Origin of the sequence: Hymenobacter mellowenesis (assembly GCF_030581005.1) — a bacterium.
Lineage (GTDB): Bacteria > Bacteroidota > Bacteroidia > Cytophagales > Hymenobacteraceae > Hymenobacter > Hymenobacter mellowenesis.
The window spans coordinates 156,879-177,691 of the sequence record NZ_JAUQSX010000006.1 but is presented as its reverse complement, the minus strand read 5'-3'; the positions used below and the strand labels follow the sequence as shown (position 1 = coordinate 177,691).

Here is a 20,813-nt window from a genome sequence, read left to right as displayed (position 1 = left end):
TGTTAACTGAAACCATGGCCACGAGTTCGGCCAGCCGACGGTATAGATTATGCGGCGGGACCCGCTCGGAGAACCGAAAGCGGGCCACCTCTTTGTCAAGAAACAGCTTCTTGCTTTGCATCTGCCTTTTACGAACCGAGTTCTGCAACAACCACTGTACCTTGTTGAGCCACGAGGTGATGGATTACTACTCCCTTTACCCACTACAGTCTATCGTCTGAAGTGGATAAAATGGTTTCTTATATCATCCAAAACACCCTTTGAATGAACCAGTTGGGTTTTGGCAGCGGCTACGCGGCACTGATTGCTCCCCCAGCGCCCTGCTTCTGCCCGGAGATACTACGCTTCTGTGGCCGACGTTAAGCCCGTACGAAACCCTTTCTCGCCTATGCTTGCCAAGTGGTCTTTTCTGCTAGCCGTCAGCAGTACATGCTGCGCTTCCTGCTCTTCCTCCAAGCGGGAACCACTGCAGATTACGGTCACGGAGTGCGTCGATGGATTTCCCACGCAGGAATACGACCTGACCACGCAAACGATGCGGGTCCACAACAGCCAGAAGCCAGATGCCATGATTCGCTTTACGTTGACCGCCGCCGAGCGCGAGACCATTGAAAATAAGTACGACGAACTGGGCATGGAGCGCGTCGATAAGGCGAGCGTGCTGGAGAAGGAATGTGGGCAGATTCCCATGCCGTGCCGGACGTTGCGGGTCGTCAGGGGAACACGCACGCAAAAGCTCTTCATCCGGACCGCCTGCGGGGAGTACACAGAGGACGGGAAAAGAACGAAAACCTTCTTGTACACCATCATGCGCATTGTCGAGGAAAAAGCAGAAGTCAAGCGCGCAGCGGGCAGTGACCAGATGTTTCTGTAGCAGCATCTCTCTTCTGCCGGTCGGACCCTTTAGATGAACTCCACTGGTATTGTGTAAAACCGCTCTTCTATGAGAGAACTGACAGAAGAGGAGGCATTGCAAGCAGTGGCCTTCATGGAAAAGCTCGTCGTCGGCTTAGGCAGTCTTGGGCGACACTACTCCGACAACGACGAAAACTTGGCTTGGGCACTGTTGTACATGTTTAAGCCCAAACTGGTAAATGAGGCTGCAAAAGTGCGCCGGATGCTCTTCAGCAAATACAACACGAAACTGGCAGAAGGGGGAGACTTAGATGAACTTGAAAACCTTCTTGAAGGACTGACTTATCCAACATCGCCCACTCCCAAACAACTCGCTCGTTTCCGCCAGAATCGCCTAAATAAGCAGAGGTAAACACTTACGCTCGCTATTCTAATCGGACCCTTTGAATGAACAGGCCTCCGCAACTCGCTCTTTTTGCCTTTTGTGCGTTCCTTTGAAACGGACGCCATCGCAACGATGAAAAAACACATCCTGGGCGGACTGCTGCTGTGGCTGATGGCCGAAGCGGGCCACCAAGCCGATGTGTACCGGACCTATCAACTCAACGGCCGTTTCAGTTGGGCCTATTACGCTCTCTGCCGCAATCGGCCGGCCATTGACCGCTTGCATGCCCTCGCCGCGCAACGCCTCACCCAACGGGCCTTTGTCGAAATCCGCCACGGGGCCGTGGTCGATTCCGCCGGCCACCTGTCGCGTCCCCTCCGGGTGTGCGTGCTCGAACTCGCCCACGACCTGCAGCCGGCCGGCACTTTCTACGCGGACCTGCAACCGGTAAAGCCCGCGGGCGAACCCTTCGCGGCGACGAGCCCGTGCGGGACCACCCGCGCGTGCCAGTGCCTGGACTGGCTGGGGCCGGCCGTGGAAGGGGGCTTCCTGCTGGGCCTTTCCGGCTCGGGACCGGAACGCGGCCACACGAGCACGGAATTCGAGTTTGTTCGGGTGAATAATCCCACGTTCCAGGCCGTATTGCAACACAGCTTGTGCTACACCCCGGTGCGCAGCGGCGAATTCATTGCGAGCAGAGGTGTTGCACCCGGCTGGCCGCTACCCTATAACGATGACAGGGCCGACCTGTTGATAATCAAAGCCCTGCAGGGCATCGGCATTTTATAATCTCTCGTTTTGCCACTGGGACCGTTTCAGTAAACCTCATGAAGAAGCGCATATGGATACGCCGAGTTGATTCTTACACCCGCACTTTACAACGGGCGGTTGGGCTAGCAGTGCGGTTTCGGTTCGTTCCCCAGATTGACCCGCATCGGGTCATTCCCTTGGTGCATGCCTTTGCCGCAATGGTGGCGAAGCAAGGGCTTGGCCTAACGGGCGGAACCGCTGAGGGCAAAGCGTGGTATTTTTTAGGTATGTTGCCGCATACCCCGCTGCCGAGTGCCCACCAAACGCGGAATGATATTGACGCCTGGCTGCGAGCAGCCCCAGAGCTAACAAACGTGGAGGTGGGACCGGTGGGTCAAACCTTTTCCGAAGCCTTTGGACCTGGGTACGCCCGCAGCAGAAATTAACGCCCCTTTGCCCGATTCCGATTGTTTTCGTGAACAGAGGGAGCATTTGAAGGATGCACTTGTATCCGATGCTGTTGCACAGCCCCATTAGTTGAAGCTCACACGTACCGTAGTTTAGCGCTTGTGCCCGAAGTCTTACCTGAATCTGGTCCGCGTCCGAGACCTGTACCTCCACACCCTTCCCCCATCACCCCAGCTACTGGGACCGCCTGGCGCAGTTTGGCGCTCCTTGCCGGCACTTTCCTGCTTAGCTGCGGGGTGGTAGTGGGCGTTCTGGTGACCGAATTCACGCACTATTCCAAAAGCAATTCCGGCCTGGTAAAAGAGAGTTTCGCGCTGCTGGACGGCAGTTTGCTGCTGGGCCTGCTCGTTCTCCTGGGGCTGGTTTTCAGCAAACGCTTCCGCCATGCAAGCGCGGTCTTATTGGGGCTGCTGCCGGTTCTATTACTGGCGGGGATGCTGCACGGCACCGAAGGCTGGGGGCCGGTGTTGGCGCCGAAGCCCCGGCCGGCCACGCCGTACCCGTCCCAGCCGCCCGAGCCGGCCGCGGCGCTGTACCCAGGAACGGATTCCGCGCGGGTCTACACCTTCGTCGAACAAATGCCCGAACTGCCGGCCGGCGGGGGCATCGCCGCGCTGGCCGACACGTTACGCCGCGGAACGTGGCGCCGCTTGGGGTCCCCTCAACCGCCGGTGGAGGGCCAGGTGCTGGTAAGTTTCGTGGTGGGCCCACGGGGAAGCCTCTTTTTAGCGACCATTGAACAAGGGCTCTCCCCCGCCGTTGATGCGGCCGTACTGGAGACGGTACATCACCTGCCGCGGATGCGGCCGGGCAAGCAAAACGGCCAAGCGGTGGCCGTTCGCCTGACGGTCCGGGTGCGGCTGCCTCCAGAGGAGCGGTGAAGGTGGCGGCGTTAACTAAGAGTTGTCCAGAAAATCCTCCTTTTAGCAATTGGGACCGTTTGGCTGAACGCTGAGTTTGCTGCAAGGGCAGGGTGTATCTTGTCGCATGAACGTTTCACTATACGCCTGCCGCACCTGAGCGGGGCTAGCTTTGCTGCCGGGATTTCCCGCGTGCGAGTCCGGCCACCCCCACGCCGAAGCGCGGGCCCGGCAAGCGTTCCAAGCCTACGTGTAGCGGCGCGTGGAAGGGCAAGGTACCAGTGCAGGCCGCTGGCGGCACGTGCCCGGCGCCTTCACGCGGCTCGTCGAATTCTCCGGCCGGGCCGGCATGCGCCACCAGATGCAGCACACCTGCGGCGCCGTGTGGGACAACGGCGATTCCATCGTGTCCACGAATACGTTCTTCGTTGACTCTGCGGGCCCGGTTTCCTATACCTCGCTGCCTTAAAGCAACGGCAATAAACGGCTTGCAGAAGATACGTGCCTTTTGCTTTTTCGACCGCCACCCTGGCCTAGCCCGCCGCCGCTGGCGCCCGCACCCTATTGCTGCGCAGCGCCCAGGCCCTGGCCGGCCAGCTGGCATTCGTGTACGGCCTGGAGTGCCCCGACGTGTGCACTGTGGACTACAAAGCCCTCTCGGTGCTCAACGTGAGCGCCGCCTAGGAACTGGCCCGCAAAGTGGCCACCCTCGAAGCCCAGAACGCCGCCCAGCAAACCCGCAACGGCCAGCTTCAGCAGCAGTCGCAGGCTTCCCGCCTCGACCGGCAGCAGGGCAGTCTGGGCACCTTGCAGGAGCCGATGTGCAAGCCCACAAGTAACCGGCACGCCTGCTTTCGTTTTGTTAGTTCCTATCGGCCCCGGCTGCCTGGTTGGAGGCAGTGTGTGTGCAGCGCTGGCCATGCGCCACCGCACGAGCGGGACCAGCCGGGGCGGGGAGGCTGGGGGAAGCGGCTGGGGGAGGCACAGTGCGAACGTGTCATCCCGCCACCGGGCGGCAGCGCTGTACCTTGTAGCAACTTGCTTCCGGCCCCTATTTACGCCCTGCTCTCTTATGACGCATTTCTACTCTTGCTGCCGTGGCCGGCGACCCCTGGGTGGCCGGCGTGCCGGCCCCCTTTCCTCCCTGGTAGCGGCCCTGGGGCTACTGGCGCTGCTGCTGGCGTTGCCCACTGCCAGCCTGCGGGCGCAGGTGCTGGCCCGCACCTTTGCCGCGGGCACCGGCCACTCGCTCAGCATCCACGCCGACGGCACACTCTGGGCCACGGGCGACAACAGCTATGGCCAGCTGGGCACGGGCAGCACCACCAGCAACTCGGCTTGGGTGCAGGTGGGCACGGCCACCAACTGGGTGCAAGTAGCGGCTGGAACTTTCCATAGCTTGGGGCTGCGGGCCGACGGCACCCTTTACGCCTGGGGCCGCAACGAATACGGCGAGCTGGGCAACGCCACCAACAACGGTACCTACACGGCCAACCCCACGCCTACCGTGGTGGCCGGCACCTACACCCAAGTGGCGGCCGGAAGCTACTATAGCCTGGGTTTGCGGGCCGACGGCCGCCTCTACGCCTGGGGCTACAACTACTACGGCCAATTGGGCAACGCCACCAACAACGGTGCTTACACCGCCAACCCCGCCCCTACGCAAGTGCCCGGCACCTACACCCAAGTGGCGGCCAGCGCCAGCCACAGCCTGGGGCTGCGGGCCGACGGCAGCCTCTGGGCCTGGGGCTGGAACCGCTTCGGCGAGCTGGGCAACGCCGCCAACAACGCTACCTACAACCCGAACCCCACGCCTACGCAAGTGCCCGGCACCTACACCCAGGTGGCGGCCGGAGACTTCCACAGCTTGGGCTTGCGGGCCGACGGCAGCCTCTACGCTTGGGGCTGGAACGGCTACGGCCAATTAGGCAACGCCACCAACAGCGGTACCGCCACCGCCAACCCCACGCCGCTGCTGGTACCCGGCACTTACACCCAAGTGACGGCCGGGAGCGGCCACAGCCTGGGGCTGCGAGTCGACGGCAGCCTCTGGGCCTGGGGCAACAACTACTACGGCCAGCTGGGCAACGCCACCAACAACGGCATCGACACGGCTCACCCCACGCCTACGCAGGTGGCGGGCGTCTATACGCAGGTGGCGGCCGGGTTGAACCACAGCCTCGGGCTGCGGGCCAATGGCAACCTTTACACCTGGGGCCACAACGACTACGGACAGCTGGGCAACGGCAGCACAAGCGGCCCCTACGCGGGCAGCCCCACACCCGCGGCCACGGGCACGGCCCTAGTCACGCGCAGCCTGGCGATGGGCGGCGACTTCGGCCCGGCCGTGCGCGGCGACGGCACCCTCTGGGCTTGGGGCCGCAACACCTACGGCCAGCTGGGCCTCCCAACGACTACGGCCCGCGCCTTCCGCCCCGTGCAGGTGGGCACCGCCACCGACTGGGTGATGGTGGCGGCCGGGCAGTCCCACAGCCTGGCGCTGAAAGCCGACGGCAGCCTCTACGCCTGGGGCTACAACCAGTTCGGCCAGCTGGGCAACGCCACCAACACCGGCAACAACAGCGCTAATCCCACGCCCACGCAGGTAGCGGGCACCTATACGCAGGTGGCCGCCGGAAGCTGGCACAGCCTGGGCCTGCGGGCCGACGGCGGCCTCTACGCCTGGGGCTCTAACTCCTCCGGCGAATTGGGCACCGCCACCAACACCGGCACCAACAATGCGAACCCCACGCCTATGCAGGTGCCGGGGGCTTACACCCAAGTGGCGGCCGGGAGCTCCCATAGCCTGGGGCTACGGGCTGACGGCAGCCTCTACGCCTGGGGCTCTAACTACTCCGGCCAATTGGGCAATGGCAACAATCTCACTAACAGCGCTAATCCCACGCCCATGCAGGTAGCGGGCACCTACACGCAGGTAGCGGCCGGCTATAGCCACAGCCTGGGGCTGCAGGCCGACGGCACCCTCTACGCTTGGGGCCGCAACGACTACGGACAGCTGGGCAATGCTACCAACAACGGTACCCCCACCCCAAACCCCACGCCCACACAGGTGGCGGGCGTCTATACGCAGGTGGCGGCCGGCTATCTCCACAGCCTGGGGCTGCGGGCCGACGGCAGCCTCTGGGCCTGGGGCTCCAACGGCTCCGGCGAGTTGGGCATATCCACCATCACCTTTGGGGCTAATCCCATGCCCACCCAGGAGGCCACCGCGGGCACGGGCTGGACCACGCTGGGCACCGGCGCTGGTGTCTTCTCGCTGGTGCGCACGGCCTCGGCCCAGAGCTTCGCCAGCGCCGGCCAGAACGGCGGCGGCCAGCTCGGCGACGGCACCGCCACCGACGCCAACCGCTTCGACCGCGTCAGCCCGCTCACCAGCTTGCAGCCGCTGCCCGTGCGTCCTGGGGCGCGGAGCGAAGGGGGCCTGGCTCTGTTTCCAAACCCCGCCCCCCGCGGCACGGCCACGCTGCGCGGGGCTGCCCCCGGCGCCCCGGTGCAGGTGTTCGACGCCCTGGGCCGGGTGGCGGCCACCACCACGGCTGACGCCCTTGGCACAGCTGCCCTGGCTGGGCTGGCCCCCGGCCTGTATGTGGTGCGGGCCGGAGCCGGCAGCCTACGCCTGGCGGTGGATTAAGGGGGCTGAAGCCGCCCCCCACCAGGGGAAGCAGCCGTGGGGCAGCGGGAGCGGGGATTCCCCCACCGGCACCGCCAACGGGGCATCGCCGCCCTGCTGCCGGTGCGCCACGAGGAAGCCTGCGTGGGGCCCCTGCCCCCCCGAGCTCCTGACGGAGTAGTCACTGCCCGGCGTTGTCTGGTTGGGCGGACTGCGCTTTCTTTTGCCTCAGGACCTGGCCACGGTTGGTATCAGCCGCAGCTACTGCTCACCGGCCTCACCCAGCACCACGCCGAGTCGGATACCATTCGGACCGTTATTGTGAACGCAGCTTGCTTTAAAAGTAGCCGGTGTAATTGGGCAGTTTCTTTGCGTATCGTCCTCGCTTAGTGCCGGGGCGTTTGCCAGACAAACGGCGTCATTTCCCCCTTTCACTCGCCAGAAGCGCATGTTAAAAGACGCCCCGTTTGTGCCTGTGGTCTTGTTCTGCTTCGGCGTCGTCGCGCCGTATGTGCAAACGCTGCTGGTGCCGCATACGCTCTCGGCGATGCCCCTGGTCACCGATTTTGTCGCGCTCCTGGTGCTGACGGGCGCCGCCGTTGCGTTAGCCGTGGCGGCCAAACAGCGTGGATACCCCGGCCGGGGCCTGCTGTACCCGGCCGTTGCCGTGTTGGCCATCGTGGGGTATTTCCGCAGCCAGGACGCGCTGCAACACGGCGGCGAGTACCTGGATTTCCGAAGCCGCAAAACGCGGATAGAGGCGCACGTGGCCGCGCTCCAAACGAGCCCCACGGCGCGGGCAGCGGCTCTGGCAGCCACCGTAACCGTTCGGTATCGCGGGTACCCCGGCTTGAGCGAAGGGGTCGCGGGCTACGACGTGCTGCCATCGCGAATCATCCTGTGCACTACTGGAGGCGCCAACAGCGAACGGTACTGGGGTTATGCCTATTCCCCCGCTGGGGAACAGCCCAGCCGGGAGGAAGAAGCCACTTTGGGAGGGGCCTTTTTCCAGTGGCGTCATCTGGAAGGCCCTTGGTATGCGTGGGCGCGAAGTGACCAGTAGTTCTGGACCGCTCCTTCGACTGAACGGAGCGCGTTTACACCAGCACCCTTTAGATGAACAGTACAGGGATTATTAGGAATGGGTATTTTGGCCTGATGCAACGACTCTATTTCCTCCTTTTGCTGGTGACCATGGCCCATGTGGCTTTTGCCGATGAACCAAGGAGCCGCGACGTGTTTACCAGTGTCAATGGCCAGTACGCATTTCGCCTAACGGATACCAAGTACACCACCATCAAGGACGGTTCGGAGGAATATCGAGTACCGATTAGCACCACCTGGAAGCTTTTTCAACAGTCAACGGGCCAAACGCATTACTCCGTTACCGGCTTTTTCGATTCCAAGACTGTTTACGTCGCGAACGACGGGCGTTCGTTGGCGGTGGTCGACGATTGGAGTGAAGCCAATGCGGTAGACACGCTGGAGGTCGTCAGCTTTTACCGGTTGGGGGAGAAAATTAAGGCGTACCGCTTAGCGGACCTGCTCTGTTCTTCCTTCAATATCAGCGAGTCTGCCAGTCATTTTGATTGGCTGCCAGGCTTGGCTTACCACGCGGCGCGGCGCGAACTGGTGCTCAACACCTACGAATTAAACACGCTCACCTTCGACGCCACGTCCGGCGTGCTGCGCAGTCGGGTGCGGCATCCTATGGTGACGAAGACTGCCCTTTTGGTCTACGGGGAAGTAAAAAAAGCAGGCGCCGACCGGTACGAACTGACGGTCTGCACGCGGATTTTCGGCAAAGTCCCCGCCGATGGCAAGGTTCGTTTCACCAGCAAGCGAAAATACTTGTCCTCCTACGTGACGGTGTTGCTAGACCAAGGCCAGCACCTGGACATTGAAAGGATTTCAAATGATTGGCTCCTCAACGAATGTACTTACCGCTTGGAACAACTCCCACACAGCGAACAGCTAAAAAGCTCATACGTCCGTGGCCGGAAGTTAGGTGGATGTCCATAATGCTCCTATTTTTGAACGGACCGTGTTCACCGACCCACACTATGCGTGAACGCAACGGATTCGCGATGTTGCAGACGAGGAGCTTACTTTTTCTTGCCTTTTACCAAGCGGAAGAGGTAACGGAAGAGCACGAACGCGGCGGCTAAGATGCCCGTCAACAGGGCGAACAGGAGTAGCAGGCCGAGCCAATCGACACTCATCATGAATAGCAGCATGTCCGAAGGTAAAGCGTAGCTTGTCGCATGGAAAGGAAGTTATTCGCGCATCCAATTTTGTGTGGGAGACTACGAAGGGCAGAACTGTTACCGCAAAGTGCAGTAGCCGCAACGGGCTGAGCGTGTCGCAGCCTACCGGACGTGTGCTCTTGCTGAAACTGGACATTGAAACTCTCCTTATTCTATTCGGACCCTTTGGCTCAACTTTATAAGTCGGCTGTCTATTCCCTTTAGAGCGAGCTCCCAATTAAGAAAAAGACCGCAAAGGGAAATGCCAAGCCGATTGCGCTTAAGAACAGCATCAGCAGGCCATTGGTCCGTTGGCCCTCCCGCCACAAGCGCAGTCCCCACCGCAACAGCCAAGCCCCGCCCGCAAAGGCCAAGAGCATGACCAGTAGCAAGGGAGCCCCAAATAAGTCACCCGTGAGAATCGGCGAGAGCAAGAAGGGCCACATCATGGCTCGAAAGTACCTCCGGAGACGTCCCTCCGCCGTGCGCTAGGTTAATTGATGACCAAGCGCGTCGAGGCGGTTCCGCAGCGCACGGTGTAAGCCCCAGCGGGCAGCCCGGCGAGGTTGAGCGTCACCGACGATGCATTGCCGGGGACGTCTTGAACGCGAACCACCTGCCCGAGCGCGTCGAGCACCTGGGCCGTGCGGGGCTGAGGCTCTTTCGCCAGCGTCAGGGTGGTTTCGCCGCCCGCCGGGTTGGGGTACAGCATCAGCGCGTGGCGCGCGGCGGTGGCGGCACTGCTCAGCACGAAGTTGGGCCGGTAGATGCCGAAGTGCGCGCTCACTTTGGACCCATCGGTTACCGTTCGAAATATACCGCCGGCCACGACATCCCCGACACTCGTGATAGCCAGGGCATGGACTTCGCTGTCCAGCCCGGTGCCCAGGCTGCTCCACGCGGTGCCGTTCCACGCCGCTATCCGGGAAGTTGGCACCCCGTCCACCGAGAAGAACCCGCCGCCGATGTACACATTGGAGCCCTGCACCGCAATGGCTTTCACCTGGCTATCGAGCCCAGTCCCGCCCGTGCCGAAGGCCCGCCACGCGGTGCCGCCCCACACGGCCAGGCCCCGGGCGGTGATTCCACCCGCGTTTCGGAAGTTGCCGCCCACGTACAAATCGGAGCCAGCTAAGGTCAGGGCATTCACCGGGCCGTCGAGGCCCGTGCCCAGGGCGCTCCAGGCGCTGCCGTTCCACTTGGCCACCCGGTTCACGACCAAGGAGCCGATGTATTCGAACTGCCCACCGGCGTACACGGTGGTGCCCTGCACGGCCAAGGCGAACACGAGGTCGTTGGGGACGGGCGCCAACGTTGTCCAGGTGGTTCCACTCCACTTCTGCACCCCGTAGCCCCCGGCGTACACGTCGGCGCCGGACACGGCCAACGCCCGCACCTCGCCCGACAAACCGCCGCCCACGGTGCTCCACGCCGTGCCGTTCCACCGGGCTATGTTGCGCGCGGCCACCCCGCCCATGTTCGTGAAGAGCCCGCCGGCGTACACCGTCGTGCCCGACACGGCCAGGGCCCAGACGTAGCCGTAGGGGTCGGCACCCCCGCCCACGCTGCTCCAGGTGCGGCCGTTCCACTTGGCAATGCCGGTGGTGCCCGGCACGTTCCCAACGCCGCCGAACAAGCCCCCAACGTAGACATCGGTGCCCACCAGGGCCACGGACGTGACCCAGTCGTCGGGGCTTTCGGCGATGGCCTGCCACGCCGCGCCGGTCCACCGGGCCAGGCCCACGGCCACCGTTGCGTCGGCCCTACCAAAGTTTCCGCCGGCGAATACCGTGGTGCCCGATGCCGCCAGCGTGTTTACGGCCACGCCGCCCATGCCGCTCCCGACGCTGCTCCACGCCCCGCCGCTCCACTTGGCCACGTGCGCGGCCGCGACGTTGCCCGCCCGCTGAAAGTAGCCGCCCACGTAGAGGTCATTGCCGCTCACGGCCAACGTGGCCACGGCGTCGTCGGTGCCGAGATTCAGCGTGCTCCACGCCCCACCGTCCCAACGGGCCACGTACCGGGCCGGCGTGATGCCCGCCGTGGTGAAGCTACCGCCGGCGTACACGTCGGTGCCACTCACGGCCAAGGCGACCACGATGTCGTTCGTGCCCAGGCCCATCGCACTCCAGGCACTGCCGTTCCAGCGGGCCACGTTGCTGGCGGCCACGCCCCCTGCCGCGCTGAAATCGCCGCCGACGTACAGGTCAGTCCCGGTCGCGGCCAGCGCCAGCACCCGGCCGGCCACGCCGGTGCCCAGGCTTCGCCAAGCGGTGCCGTCCCATTGGGCCACGGCCCCCGTTGCCGCGCCCCCGGCCTGGGTAAACGCTCCGCCCATGTACACGCGCGTGCCTTGGGCCGCCAGGGCCAGCACCGCGCCGTTTGCGCCGGTGCCCATCGCACTCCAGGCCGTGCCGTTCCACCGGGCCACGCGGCTGGCCGCCACGCCCCCGGCCTGACTGAAGCTGCCCCCGGCGTACACGTTGCCCGTGCCGTCCACGGCCAGGGCGTTCACGCGGTTGTTGAGGCCGGTGCCCAGGGCGCTCCACGTTGTGCCGTTCCACTTGGCCACGCAGCTGGCTGAAGCGTTGCCCACGACGGTAAAATCGCCCCCGACGTACATATTCGCGCCATCGAATACCACGGCCGAAACCGGGCCGTTGGCTCCGGGATACCCAAATCCGTCCTGCCATTTTTCGTCGCCCGCCCCGCGCGTTCCCGTCGGCCGAAAGGTCGGGCGCCCGTCTGGTGCCGTGCACAGGCGGTAGCCTTTGGCGTCAAACGAGCCGCGCAGGCCGGCCCGCAACGTCCCGTCCGGGTTTAAGGCATCCGTTAGGGAAGCAGTGGCGTCAGGCCGGCCCGCGGCAAAGGCGGTGTTCACGAGTGTCACAACCAGCAACAGAAAGGTAAGTGCGCTGAAACGGTGAACGCAAGCAGCCAGGCGAATAAGGGCAGAAATCGTCATATGAGTGCAATGAGTGAGCAGCTTGCTGAAATGTAAAAGTATATCCAGACTATAATTTTGGTAATGAAACCCTTTTAATGCACGCGTTCGTGGCCCCTCAAGCAAGTTCCGTTAGGCCGTGCCGCTGGTTTCCCTTAATCACCGCTTGCAATGGTTTCTAGGCTAATGGAATGCCTGCTTGTCGGGTGGACGTGTACCGGACCATTGGTTGCAACGGCCCAATACACGCCTTTTGCCGATACACAGCGGTTGCGGTTACTCTTACCGCTGCCGGTTTATCCCAGCTTGGCCGATACGGCGCATGCTGCGCCATGGGTCTATCAACCCGGCGAGCGGGTAACGGTGACCGGGTATGTGGATGCCCGCTGGTGCGTGCTGAGCGAGTACGTGGCGTACCGCCAAATCAACCGCTATTTTCTGCTTAAATCGCTGGCCGCAACCCCCGAAGGATTGCCCGAGCCATTGTCGAAGCGCCGACGTCGCCAGTTGATGAAGAAAAATTAACGCTCCTTGTACTCAATTGGACCCTTTTCGTGGACTATGAGAGCGGATAAACGACGACTCTATCCTTGTAGTAAAAAGTGGCAAACAGCTCCTGTTTCCAGCGCGCGGTTTGGACAAATCGGCGGTCAACCACTTGTTGCCAATCCGGAGGAAAACCTGGTAAATAGGCCAACAGCCCCTGAAGCAGGGCCGCGTACCCCTCGACGTTTTCCCAAGCTGTATCGGTTTTGATGACGGTGCGGCGAGCGTGCACGAACAAGAAGTAGGTGTTGTCATTAATTTCGTCCCCACCTGCGCGCTTGGCCGCTTCGACGCAGGTGATTTCCGACCAGTTGGCCAGGCACCGGCCACCGGGCAAGTGAATGCCGGTGGCCGTGCAAACGTAGCGAGGGCAGGTACGCAGGAAGCACATCTGAGCAGGAGTGTGTAGTAAATCTATCGCTCCTTATTTTGAAAAGAGCGCGTTCTAACTTGCCACCCTTTCACTAAACGAAAAGTGTGTGAGCTTAGCAAAGCTGCTTCTCTCATCGATGCCGCCTCCAGAGTGACAATGGAGTAAACCTTGTTTTCCCTTTTGAACGGTTGCTCTACAATTGAATCTTGCCAGTTTTCCATGACTACAGCGGATAGAGAGCTGCTAATGCATTTTGTCGTGTGTATCGACATGCACATTCACCCGGTGACGACGGAAAGTGCCATCAATTTTATTCACGGCTACGAAGCGGGCACACGGGGTACATGCGACCTCACGAAACAGCTCCGGCAACGGCTCACGAGCCAGTACCGGCTGTCTTATAGCAACGACGGGTGGTGGGGGCAACTTCAGCGCTTAGCCCAAAAACAGGCCTCCACTTGGCTGATTCTTTTCAGACGCCTTGCCCTGGAACTCATTGTGGAAGAGCAGCGCGGTCGGTTAAATCCAGCGCAGCAAGTCTTGCTCAAGGCACGAATCGTGTGGCTGGTGGAACGATTAGAATCCAGGCCTTTCACCCCACCGGACCCTCGCGCAGTAGAAAACTGGCTTTCGTTGTGCGCGGCCAAAAGCGAATGGTTTCAGCAGTTGTGGACCCAGGAAGAATGGGGCCTTATTCAGCGGGCCGATGCAATTGCTCAAGCGCAAGGTCCTAGTGCCCATGCCAGCCTTTAGTACACCCAAGCAAAGGCCCATTAAGAACGCTCCTTATTCTATTCCAACCGTTTGGCTGAACTTTGAGCACATTGCCCACGCCTATGTCACCCGCTACCTTTCCTGAGCGCTTTGTCGCCTTTTTCAGCACCGTGGTGGGTGGGCTGGCCGATGGTCTGCTACGCCCGCTGGTGGGCGGTTTCAGTGTGATGTTCCTCCTAGTCTTGCCTTTTGATACCTGGGGCTTTCTGCAAGAGCCCCACGGGTATGCTATCGGGCAACATCTGGACGTTACCCAGCCGCACTGGGAGGGGCAGTACGTGCAACGAAACCTTCTGCTGTTCGCTGCGGCGGGGCTAGTCTTATGGTTGATTATCTCCTCTTACTTCAAACCGCAACGGCCTTGGCTTCGCGTGAGTTGCCGTCTAGTGGTCACGGCACTCTTTATGCTCGGCGTATTCAACTTCTACCAATCGGCGGTGAACGGCTTTGACCATTAGTCCCTCTAGTCCCTCCTTTCGATGAACGGATGGTATTTATGGCACGACCAATTACAAATTGAAAGCGTGACCTTGCACCGGTAATATCCAACGCCTAAAACAACTAGCCGTCATCCATGGAGCCGCCTTTTGAATTACGCCTGCTGAGCCTGCAGTGGATGGAGGGGATGCTCGCCGAAGAAGACTTGTGCGCGCACGGCCGGGTCGCCGTTCGACTGGGCGAGCGAGTGCTCTCCGACGAAGCAGACACTTGGACGGTGAGCGCCGCCGCGTTGTTTTTGTTGCGCACCTTAACGGCCGACCACACGGCGGCACGCCCCGTGGGGGACCAGCTATTGCCCTGCTGTGGTTTCACCATGTGGCCCGATGCCATGAGCGAAAACACGTTGGTGTTGGGCTGCCCGAACGGCGCCGATTGGTGGGTCGAGCACCAGGGCCCGCAGGTACTGCTCACAGCCCCCGGCGGCGAAACAGTCCAGTTGCCGTTCGACGCGTACCGAGCGCACGTACTCGCGTTTGTCGACGAAGTCGAAGCCTTTTACCAGCGGAGCGCGCCCAAAAAAATGCCCACCGATGCGGACGATGCGGCAGGATACGTACTCTTTTGGAACGAATGGCACCGCCGCCGAAACCAGTGGCCTCGCTAACCACCGTTTAAACGGACAGTTAAACTTTCCAATTTTCTTTGTCTGGGTAAGAAAAACCATCAGGTTTCAATTTCCGGAGGAGATGGTATCTCCAAGTATACATAAAGGTGCTATCAGCGAAATCTATCGGCAGGTTGTCCTTGAGTTCTTTAATTCCAGGTAAAAAGTATCGATTATAAAGTGAGTCATCCACGACTTTTTGTGATTCCGGACTGAGCCCATTGAATAGGCAGGCATAACACAAGGAGGCACTCCGTGTGCTTTCTATAGACCCTCGACAGGAAAGACAACTTAGTGCATTGGACTCCATTCGACTAAATACGCTCATTATTCTATTCGGACCGTTAAGGTAAATCCATTGCTTCCCCTTCTACCATGCCGAACGACTTAGTTGCTTTGGAGGACTGGTTTGATGACACGGCCAACCTGTGCGGGGTTTCGCCGCAAGACTCGGAAGAGAGCTTAGCCGGCGTGCTCTATGAAGATTTTGCCCTATACATCCAGAGCTTCTTTTACCCCCGACAACCTGAGTAAGTTGCTCGACGGGGGGCTGATTACAGAGGAGATTCAGGCGCGTTGCCGCGACGTTTCGGCGCGCGTCACCTACTTGGTTGAGCATCCAGACGCCGTGGCCGTTGCCAGGAATAGTCAGGAGTGGCAGGGTGTGTTCACTTTATGCAATCCGATTCAGCGCCTCAAAGCAGAACACAAACAACCGTTAAATTGAACGGCATAAGGACTCTGACCTAAGTACCTGATTCGAAGAATCGTGTTGGGTAGTGCAACCAATTGCGTTTCGATAGGGATGGTTCGCCATTTGAGGAGCAATTTGCATGATATTCTACCGAATGGCCTTGTACGGACGAGCCTAGTAGCTCGCCGCATGGGTTTTCACATACCCCATGTTACTGACTGCCTTTCTTCATGACATCCTGACTACCGGCGCCGTTACATTGGCTGGCCAGCCCAGCCCCTTCGAACCCACCGACCTGCACGCTGCCGAGGCTTCCCTTCGGGCCTATCATGCAGAAGATGCGCTGGAGTTGCCGCAGGTGGCGCCGGCTTTCGATGCTCCTGCCGCGCTCTGGGCTACCCAATTCTTATACCACACCGTGCAACTGGCGCTGCTGCGCGAACTGGATGAAAGGGTTATCGGGCAGTGCCTGAAGGATTTTGCCGGCGAAATCACGCCGGAAGCCATTTATTCGGCCGACCTCACCTTTCGCTACCTGCCCGACTTACTGCGGCTGGCCAAAGGGCTGGCACCCGGCGATGCGCTGGTAACCCGGCTGCTGGCCGTGGCCCAGCAGTGGCCTCTATCATTCGTAGGCACCGCTCTTGATGCGACGGAGGCCGAGGCCGAGGCCGTCGTGCTCGCGCACCCGGCGCTGCGGCCGGCCTACATCGACCGCATCATCCAAATGAAGGACCGGGCCCGGGCCGGTCAGCCGCACCTGGCGCCGCTGGTGCAGGCGGCGCTGGGCGGCCACGCGGCTACCTTGTGGCCCGATTTTGCGGCCTTCACTATCCTTGCCTAAATGGAACATCAACTGACCGAAGAATGGCAACTGGTTGAGCAGCTCAACCGCGTGGCCCGCCACCTCAAAAGCACCTTCGTGGGCAAGGACGATATCATCGACCTGATGAGCCTGTGCTTAGTGGGGCGCGAAAACCTGTTTTTGCTGGGCCCGCCCGGCACGGCCAAAAGCGCTTTGGTGCGCGCCCTGGCCCAGCGGTTGCAAGGCAAAACCTTCGAGTACCTGCTCACCCGCTTCACCGAGCCCAACGAGTTGTTCGGGCCGTTCGACATCCGCCAGCTGCGCGAGGGCAACCTCATGACCAATACCGACGGCATGCTGCCCGAAGCCCACCTCATCTTCCTCGACGAGCTGCTGAACGCCAACAGCGCCATCCTCAATAGCCTGCTGACGGTGCTGAACGAGCGGGTGTTTCGGCGCGGCCGTGAAACCCGCGCCCTGCCTGCCCTGCTCATGGTGGGCGCCAGCAACCACCTGCCCGAAGACGAAGCCTTGCAAGCCCTGTTCGACCGGTTTCTGGTGCGCGTGCACTGCGACTACGTGGCCCCCGATGCCCTGGCCGAAGTGCTGGAAGCCGGCTGGAATCTGGAGCGCCGCGCCGACGAAGCCGCGCCCACCATCACGGCGGAGGAAATCCTGCGCCTGCAGGCCGCCTTGCCGCTGGTCGACCTGGGCCCCGTGCGCCCGGCCTACACCGACCTCGTGCGCAAGCTGCGCCTGGCCGGCGTGGCCGTGTCCGACCGCCGGGCCGTGAAGCTCCAGCGCCTGCTGGCGGCCAGCGCGTTGCTCTGCCAGCGCACCACGGTTATCCCCTCCGATATGTGGGTGCTACGCTACATCTGGGACACCGACGAGCAGCGCGAAGTAGTGGCCGGCATCGTCGATGCCGTGGTGCACGCCGATGCGCAGCCCGCCCGGCACCCCCGCGCCGCCGGCCACGACGCCCCCGATGCCGACGCGCTGCTGCGCGAAATCGGTACCCTGGCCGCCCAATGGGAGCTGCCCGAAACTTCGCCCGCCGAGCGCACCGCCATCAAAGACCAGCTGCGCTATTTGCACGGCCGTGCCCAGTGGCTTACCAACGAGGTGCAGCGCGGCTATGTGCAGGAGCCGCTCGATGCGCTCTGGCAAAAGGTGCTACAAGCATGATGACGGAGCGCGTGCTTGTGTTGGCCGCTTCTGACCGCGAAGCCCTCGGCGGGGTGCGCGCCGTGCCCGGCTTGCAAGCTGCCGAAGCGGCCGGCGAGGTATGGCTGCGCGGCTTACCAGCCGCCGGCGAGTTGCCGCTGGCCGTGCGGGCATTGCCCGCCGCGGCCGCTTACACGCTGGATGGTCAGGGCCGGCTGTTTCCGGCGGGCAGCCGTACGCCCACGGCGCAGCTGCCGGCGCTGTCCTGGCAGCCCATTCGGGCGTTTATGCCGCTGGAATTGCCCACGGCCGCCCTACCCGCGCAGGGCGCGCCCCGCTACCGCGTGCGGCTGGTACCGTCGGACCGGGCCGAGGGCGGGGCGGCGTTGCTCACCACGCTGGCAGTCTGGCGCGAATACGCCGAAACCGCTCCCGCAATTCGGCTGGAAAGCTTGCGCTTCGCCGTAGCAGCCGACCAGCGGGTGCTGCTGCTGGGCACGCCGCTGCCGCCCATTCCGGGCCAGGAGCACTGGTTGCGGGAGGGACTGCTGTTGCCGGCCGGCTTCGATTTCGAAGCGCCCTTGCTAGCCCTGCTGCTGGCCCGGCAGCTCAATGCCAATGCGGATGCCCTGCTGCTTTTCGCTGCCGATGGCAGCTGGGAGCGAATTTCGAAAGCGGATTTAGTACCCGTGACGCGCAGTGCGGTGCGGCTTACCATGGAGGGCTTTCGGGATGAGTGAGGTAGACGACGACGTGAAAACGGTGCGCGAGCTCACGCCCGACTATTTCCGTAACCCCAAGGACTACTTCTGGCGGTGGGTGGAGAAGGGCCGTTTTGTAGAGTGGCGCGATGGCGACACGGTCTGCTACCGCGAAGAATTGGCGCGCGTGCTGCGGGGCCTGGCGGAGCAAGGCCTGCCGCCGCTCGCGTCGGTGCTGTTGCTGCTGGCAGCCTGTGCCGATACGTGGCCCGAGCCTGCTGGCGCCGCAGTGGAGTTCAAGCAACTATGGCAGCAAATGCCCGCTGGCCCTGATGCCCCCAGTAATGCCGAGCTTGAACGCCAGATGCGCCATGTGCTCATGTTCTTGGACGTGGTGCGGGCATTGCCTACCAACCTGCGAACAGGGCAACCCAAGCTGCATTTGTTCCGGGAGGTTTTCAACGCCCAGGCTCCGCAAATAGGCGCTGAACTGGCCTCCGCTTTACTTGATGAATGGGAAAGTGGCCGCTCCGACGTAGCGCTGCATTTTAGTCGGGGCCAGATAACCCGCCGGGAGCACCTGAATGAGATGGCGGCACTGGCCCAAGTCCTCAACCGCTTTCCCACCACCGAAAGCTTGGCTTTGCACTTGCGCACCGGCCTCGACCAGTTGCCCGCGCCGCTGCCGCTGCCCGAACCCGCGCCGCCCGCCTCGGCAAGCCCCACGCAGCCCCTTGACCTTTTGGAGCAGCTGGCGCAGGACCCGCGCACGGCTGGCCTGGCCCGCCTCGCCCAGCACCTGGGGGCGGCGCTGCGCATTCCCATGCACGCGCAGGGCGCCAGCGACCGGCCCCTGGGCGGCGTGTCGGACGTGACCAACCGGGGTAACTTCGACCGGTTGCTGCTCAGCGAGTTGGCCCACGACGACCTTTCCCTGATGGCGCGGCTGGTGAACAACGAGGCGCTGTACCTGCGCCGCGAGGAGCCGCCGCGCCAAGATGCGCGGCCACGCTTCATCTTGCTCGACACCACTTTGCGCATGTGGGGCGTGCCCCGCGTGTTTGCCCTAGCCGCCGCATTGGCCTGGGCCCGCCACTCGGGCCAGGCCCGCCCACCGGTGCCGGTAGCGGCCGTGGCCCTGGGCGGGCAGGCGTTTTCAACTCTCGACCTGGAGTCGTTTGAGGGCGTGGTAGCGGCACTAGAACTACTCGACGTGGGCCCGCACGGCGGCGTGGCGTTGCAGGCTTTTGCGCGGGTTGCGCAAACGCAGGCAGCTGCCGACAATTTGCTCATCACCCATGCGCAGTTGCTGCACCAGCCCGAATTTGCCCAGGCGTTGGCCGAGGCCAAATCGTCCCTGCACTTCCTGCTTACGGTGGACCGTAGCGGCGAATGGCAGCTCTACGAGTACCAAAACGGCCACCGGGTGCCGCTCAGCGCGGCGCGCCACGATTTGGAGGAACTGCTGTTTAAGGCCAACAGAATGCGCCAGCCGCTGCCGCTCCAGGCGCCGCTTGCCGGCCCAGCCTTTCTGCAGCAGGTACCAGTGCCGTTGTATCTGCCGGTTACGGCCTTGCGGGCCTCAATTAAAAACACTTTTTACGCCAAAGCCATTGGCGTGCTGAGCGTGGTCGACCGGCAGCGCGTGCTGTTTTGGCCCAGCAAGGATACCGGGGCGCGGGAGCTGCTGCCGGTTATCGAATCGGGTATTTATTACTTCGGTAGCAACGACGTGGATACGGTCTATGTGCTCGTGAGCGGGCGTCGGCTGCTGCGGATTTACGCCTTTGTGACCGTTGCGGCCGAGGCCGAGATGATTGATTTAGCGGCGGAGGTGGGGCAACCCAGTGAAGCTTTGCCAACGGTATTTAAAGACGGTTGCTTCTATGTGAAATGGGCGGAGGGCACGTTGGTATTCAATTGTCGAAGCTGGGAAATTCAGAGCCGCCGCAATTCCATTTTCCCCGCCCACGCCGCTACTACTTTTCGCCCTGATTTTGGCCATATCAAGCGCCACATCAACAACGGATACAACGTGCTGCGCCGCGTTACCCAACTTGGCTTCGTTGCTAATGGACAAGCCTTGGTAATTGAGGGGCATTTGCTGGTCCTGGCCAGCAATCCGAACAAACTGAGCCACGAGCTCACCCTGCTGAGCAGGAACGTCAGCAGCAACAGAGAAGATGACATTCGGGGCTTGGTTTCAGTTGACCCCAAGGGTTTTCCGCTTACAGCCAACGAAGAGTTGCTTTTCCGGCGCTTCACCTGGCACGAGGGCAGCGAAGCCATCCTGGACCCGCGCGGCTTGCTGCACCTGCGCAGCGCCGATGCTAGCGTGCCCGAAATCACGCTGGTGCTGGTGCTGGGCCAGCCCACGGCCGCCTGGGCTTCCGATGGCACGGTGTGCGGCTCAGCCTATTTCACCGGCCCCCATCCGGCCCGGCAGCTCTCCGTGCTGGAATTCAACCAGAACTATCTTCAGCGTTTCATTGCCCAACTCGGCTAACCC

The 20,813-nt window shown here is 62.1% G+C and carries 20 protein-coding genes; 17 read left to right on the top strand and 3 right to left on the bottom strand.

Annotated elements, in window-relative coordinates; all coding sequences use genetic code 11:
* Nucleotides 1-388 precede the first annotated feature (388 nt).
* From Q5H92_RS13155 to Q5H92_RS13120, 8 genes are all read left to right on the top strand, one after another.
* On the top strand, nt 389-874 hold the full coding sequence (locus Q5H92_RS13155) for a hypothetical protein (RefSeq protein WP_305011994.1): 486 nt from the start codon (nt 389-391) through the stop codon (nt 872-874).
* 69 nt (nt 875-943) lie between these two features.
* Nucleotides 944-1,267, top strand: coding sequence for a hypothetical protein (locus tag Q5H92_RS13150; protein WP_305011993.1), 324 nt, complete (start codon nt 944-946; stop codon nt 1,265-1,267).
* A gap of 72 nt (nt 1,268-1,339) precedes the next feature.
* On the top strand, nt 1,340-2,029 hold the full coding sequence (locus Q5H92_RS13145; protein ID WP_305011992.1) for a hypothetical protein: 690 nt from the start codon (nt 1,340-1,342) through the stop codon (nt 2,027-2,029).
* Between the two features lie 626 nt (nt 2,030-2,655).
* Nucleotides 2,656-3,339, top strand: a complete 684-nt coding sequence (locus tag Q5H92_RS13140; protein WP_305011991.1) for an energy transducer TonB — start codon at nt 2,656-2,658, stop codon at nt 3,337-3,339.
* A gap of 241 nt (nt 3,340-3,580) precedes the next feature.
* On the top strand, nt 3,581-3,787 hold the full coding sequence (locus Q5H92_RS13135) for a hypothetical protein (RefSeq protein WP_305011990.1): 207 nt from the start codon (nt 3,581-3,583) through the stop codon (nt 3,785-3,787).
* Nucleotides 3,788-4,390: 603 nt separating this feature from the next.
* Nucleotides 4,391-6,970, top strand: a complete 2,580-nt coding sequence (locus Q5H92_RS13130) for an RCC1 domain-containing protein (protein ID WP_305011989.1) — start codon at nt 4,391-4,393, stop codon at nt 6,968-6,970.
* Nucleotides 6,971-7,397: 427 nt separating this feature from the next.
* Nucleotides 7,398-8,012 carry a hypothetical protein gene (locus tag Q5H92_RS13125; RefSeq protein WP_305011988.1) on the top strand — a complete coding sequence of 205 codons (615 nt, stop codon included), beginning with the start codon at nt 7,398-7,400 and terminating at the stop codon, nt 8,010-8,012.
* Nucleotides 8,013-8,107: 95 nt separating this feature from the next.
* Entirely contained in the window at nt 8,108-8,971 is an 864-nt protein-coding gene (locus tag Q5H92_RS13120; protein WP_305011987.1) for a hypothetical protein, read from the top strand.
* A gap of 83 nt (nt 8,972-9,054) precedes the next feature.
* On the opposite strand, the gene Q5H92_RS13115 is transcribed toward Q5H92_RS13120, so the two are convergent.
* Nucleotides 9,055-9,186, bottom strand: coding sequence for a hypothetical protein (locus Q5H92_RS13115; protein WP_305011986.1), 132 nt, complete (start codon nt 9,184-9,186; stop codon nt 9,055-9,057).
* A gap of 502 nt (nt 9,187-9,688) precedes the next feature.
* Nucleotides 9,689-12,076: a T9SS type A sorting domain-containing protein gene (locus Q5H92_RS13110; RefSeq protein WP_305011985.1), complete on the bottom strand. Its 2,388-nt coding sequence runs from the start codon at nt 12,074-12,076 to the stop codon at nt 9,689-9,691.
* Nucleotides 12,077-12,325: 249 nt separating this feature from the next.
* Here Q5H92_RS13110 and Q5H92_RS13105 point away from each other — a divergent pair, with 249 nt between their 5' ends.
* Nucleotides 12,326-12,664, top strand: coding sequence for a hypothetical protein (locus Q5H92_RS13105; RefSeq protein WP_305011984.1), 339 nt, complete (start codon nt 12,326-12,328; stop codon nt 12,662-12,664).
* 34 nt (nt 12,665-12,698) lie between these two features.
* Here the strand turns inward: Q5H92_RS13105 and Q5H92_RS13100 are convergent, their stop codons facing one another.
* The gene (locus Q5H92_RS13100; protein ID WP_305011983.1) at nt 12,699-13,076 is read right to left on the bottom strand and encodes a hypothetical protein; all 378 of its coding nucleotides are present in this window, start codon (nt 13,074-13,076) and stop codon (nt 12,699-12,701) included.
* 201 nt (nt 13,077-13,277) lie between these two features.
* On the opposite strand from Q5H92_RS13100, the gene Q5H92_RS13095 reads away from it, so the two are divergent.
* From Q5H92_RS13095 to Q5H92_RS13060, 8 genes are all read left to right on the top strand, one after another.
* Nucleotides 13,278-13,811, top strand: coding sequence for a hypothetical protein (locus Q5H92_RS13095; RefSeq protein ID WP_305011982.1), 534 nt, complete (start codon nt 13,278-13,280; stop codon nt 13,809-13,811).
* An 83-nt stretch (nt 13,812-13,894) separates the two neighbouring features.
* Nucleotides 13,895-14,290 carry a hypothetical protein gene (locus Q5H92_RS13090; protein ID WP_305011981.1) on the top strand — a complete coding sequence of 132 codons (396 nt, stop codon included), beginning with the start codon at nt 13,895-13,897 and terminating at the stop codon, nt 14,288-14,290.
* 116 nt (nt 14,291-14,406) lie between these two features.
* On the top strand, nt 14,407-14,937 hold the full coding sequence (locus Q5H92_RS13085) for a hypothetical protein (protein ID WP_305011980.1): 531 nt from the start codon (nt 14,407-14,409) through the stop codon (nt 14,935-14,937).
* A 478-nt stretch (nt 14,938-15,415) separates the two neighbouring features.
* Nucleotides 15,416-15,664, top strand: coding sequence for a hypothetical protein (locus Q5H92_RS13080; RefSeq protein WP_305011979.1), 249 nt, complete (start codon nt 15,416-15,418; stop codon nt 15,662-15,664).
* A gap of 175 nt (nt 15,665-15,839) precedes the next feature.
* On the top strand, nt 15,840-16,475 hold the full coding sequence (locus tag Q5H92_RS13075) for a conflict system bpX4 domain-containing protein (protein WP_305011978.1): 636 nt from the start codon (nt 15,840-15,842) through the stop codon (nt 16,473-16,475).
* Nucleotides 16,476-17,624, top strand: a complete 1,149-nt coding sequence (locus Q5H92_RS13070; protein ID WP_305011977.1) for an AAA family ATPase — start codon at nt 16,476-16,478, stop codon at nt 17,622-17,624. It begins immediately after the preceding gene.
* Nucleotides 17,621-18,343, top strand: a complete 723-nt coding sequence (locus Q5H92_RS13065) for a hypothetical protein (protein ID WP_305011976.1) — start codon at nt 17,621-17,623, stop codon at nt 18,341-18,343. Before Q5H92_RS13070 ends, Q5H92_RS13065 begins: the two co-directional genes overlap by 4 nt.
* The gene (locus Q5H92_RS13060; RefSeq protein WP_305011975.1) at nt 18,336-20,810 is read left to right on the top strand and encodes a hypothetical protein; all 2,475 of its coding nucleotides are present in this window, start codon (nt 18,336-18,338) and stop codon (nt 20,808-20,810) included. The genes Q5H92_RS13065 and Q5H92_RS13060 overlap by 8 nt, the downstream gene beginning before the upstream one ends.
* Nucleotides 20,811-20,813 lie beyond the last annotated feature (3 nt).

Excerpts from the sequence above, each read along its gene's own strand:
- Q5H92_RS13065 (WP_305011976.1), top strand. The coding sequence starts at position 17,621 with ATGATGACGGAGCGCGTGCTTGTGTTGGCCGCTTCTGACCGCGAAGCC.
- Q5H92_RS13100 (WP_305011983.1), bottom strand. The coding sequence starts at position 13,076 with ATGTGCTTCCTGCGTACCTGCCCTCGCTACGTTTGCACGGCCACCGGC.
- Q5H92_RS13095 (WP_305011982.1), top strand. The coding sequence starts at position 13,278 with ATGACTACAGCGGATAGAGAGCTGCTAATGCATTTTGTCGTGTGTATC.
- Q5H92_RS13080 (WP_305011979.1), top strand. The coding sequence starts at position 15,416 with ATGAAGATTTTGCCCTATACATCCAGAGCTTCTTTTACCCCCGACAAC.
- Q5H92_RS13115 (WP_305011986.1), bottom strand. The coding sequence starts at position 9,186 with ATGCTGCTATTCATGATGAGTGTCGATTGGCTCGGCCTGCTACTCCTG.
- Q5H92_RS13120 (WP_305011987.1), top strand. The coding sequence starts at position 8,108 with ATGCAACGACTCTATTTCCTCCTTTTGCTGGTGACCATGGCCCATGTG.
- Q5H92_RS13150 (WP_305011993.1), top strand. The coding sequence starts at position 944 with ATGAGAGAACTGACAGAAGAGGAGGCATTGCAAGCAGTGGCCTTCATG.
- Q5H92_RS13075 (WP_305011978.1), top strand. The coding sequence starts at position 15,840 with ATGTTACTGACTGCCTTTCTTCATGACATCCTGACTACCGGCGCCGTT.
- Q5H92_RS13155 (WP_305011994.1), top strand. The coding sequence starts at position 389 with ATGCTTGCCAAGTGGTCTTTTCTGCTAGCCGTCAGCAGTACATGCTGC.
- Q5H92_RS13090 (WP_305011981.1), top strand. The coding sequence starts at position 13,895 with ATGTCACCCGCTACCTTTCCTGAGCGCTTTGTCGCCTTTTTCAGCACC.
- Q5H92_RS13070 (WP_305011977.1), top strand. The coding sequence starts at position 16,476 with ATGGAACATCAACTGACCGAAGAATGGCAACTGGTTGAGCAGCTCAAC.
- Q5H92_RS13060 (WP_305011975.1), top strand. The coding sequence starts at position 18,336 with ATGAGTGAGGTAGACGACGACGTGAAAACGGTGCGCGAGCTCACGCCC.
- Q5H92_RS13130 (WP_305011989.1), top strand. The coding sequence starts at position 4,391 with ATGACGCATTTCTACTCTTGCTGCCGTGGCCGGCGACCCCTGGGTGGC.
- Q5H92_RS13105 (WP_305011984.1), top strand. The coding sequence starts at position 12,326 with ATGGAATGCCTGCTTGTCGGGTGGACGTGTACCGGACCATTGGTTGCA.
- Q5H92_RS13125 (WP_305011988.1), top strand. The coding sequence starts at position 7,398 with ATGTTAAAAGACGCCCCGTTTGTGCCTGTGGTCTTGTTCTGCTTCGGC.
- Q5H92_RS13085 (WP_305011980.1), top strand. The coding sequence starts at position 14,407 with ATGGAGCCGCCTTTTGAATTACGCCTGCTGAGCCTGCAGTGGATGGAG.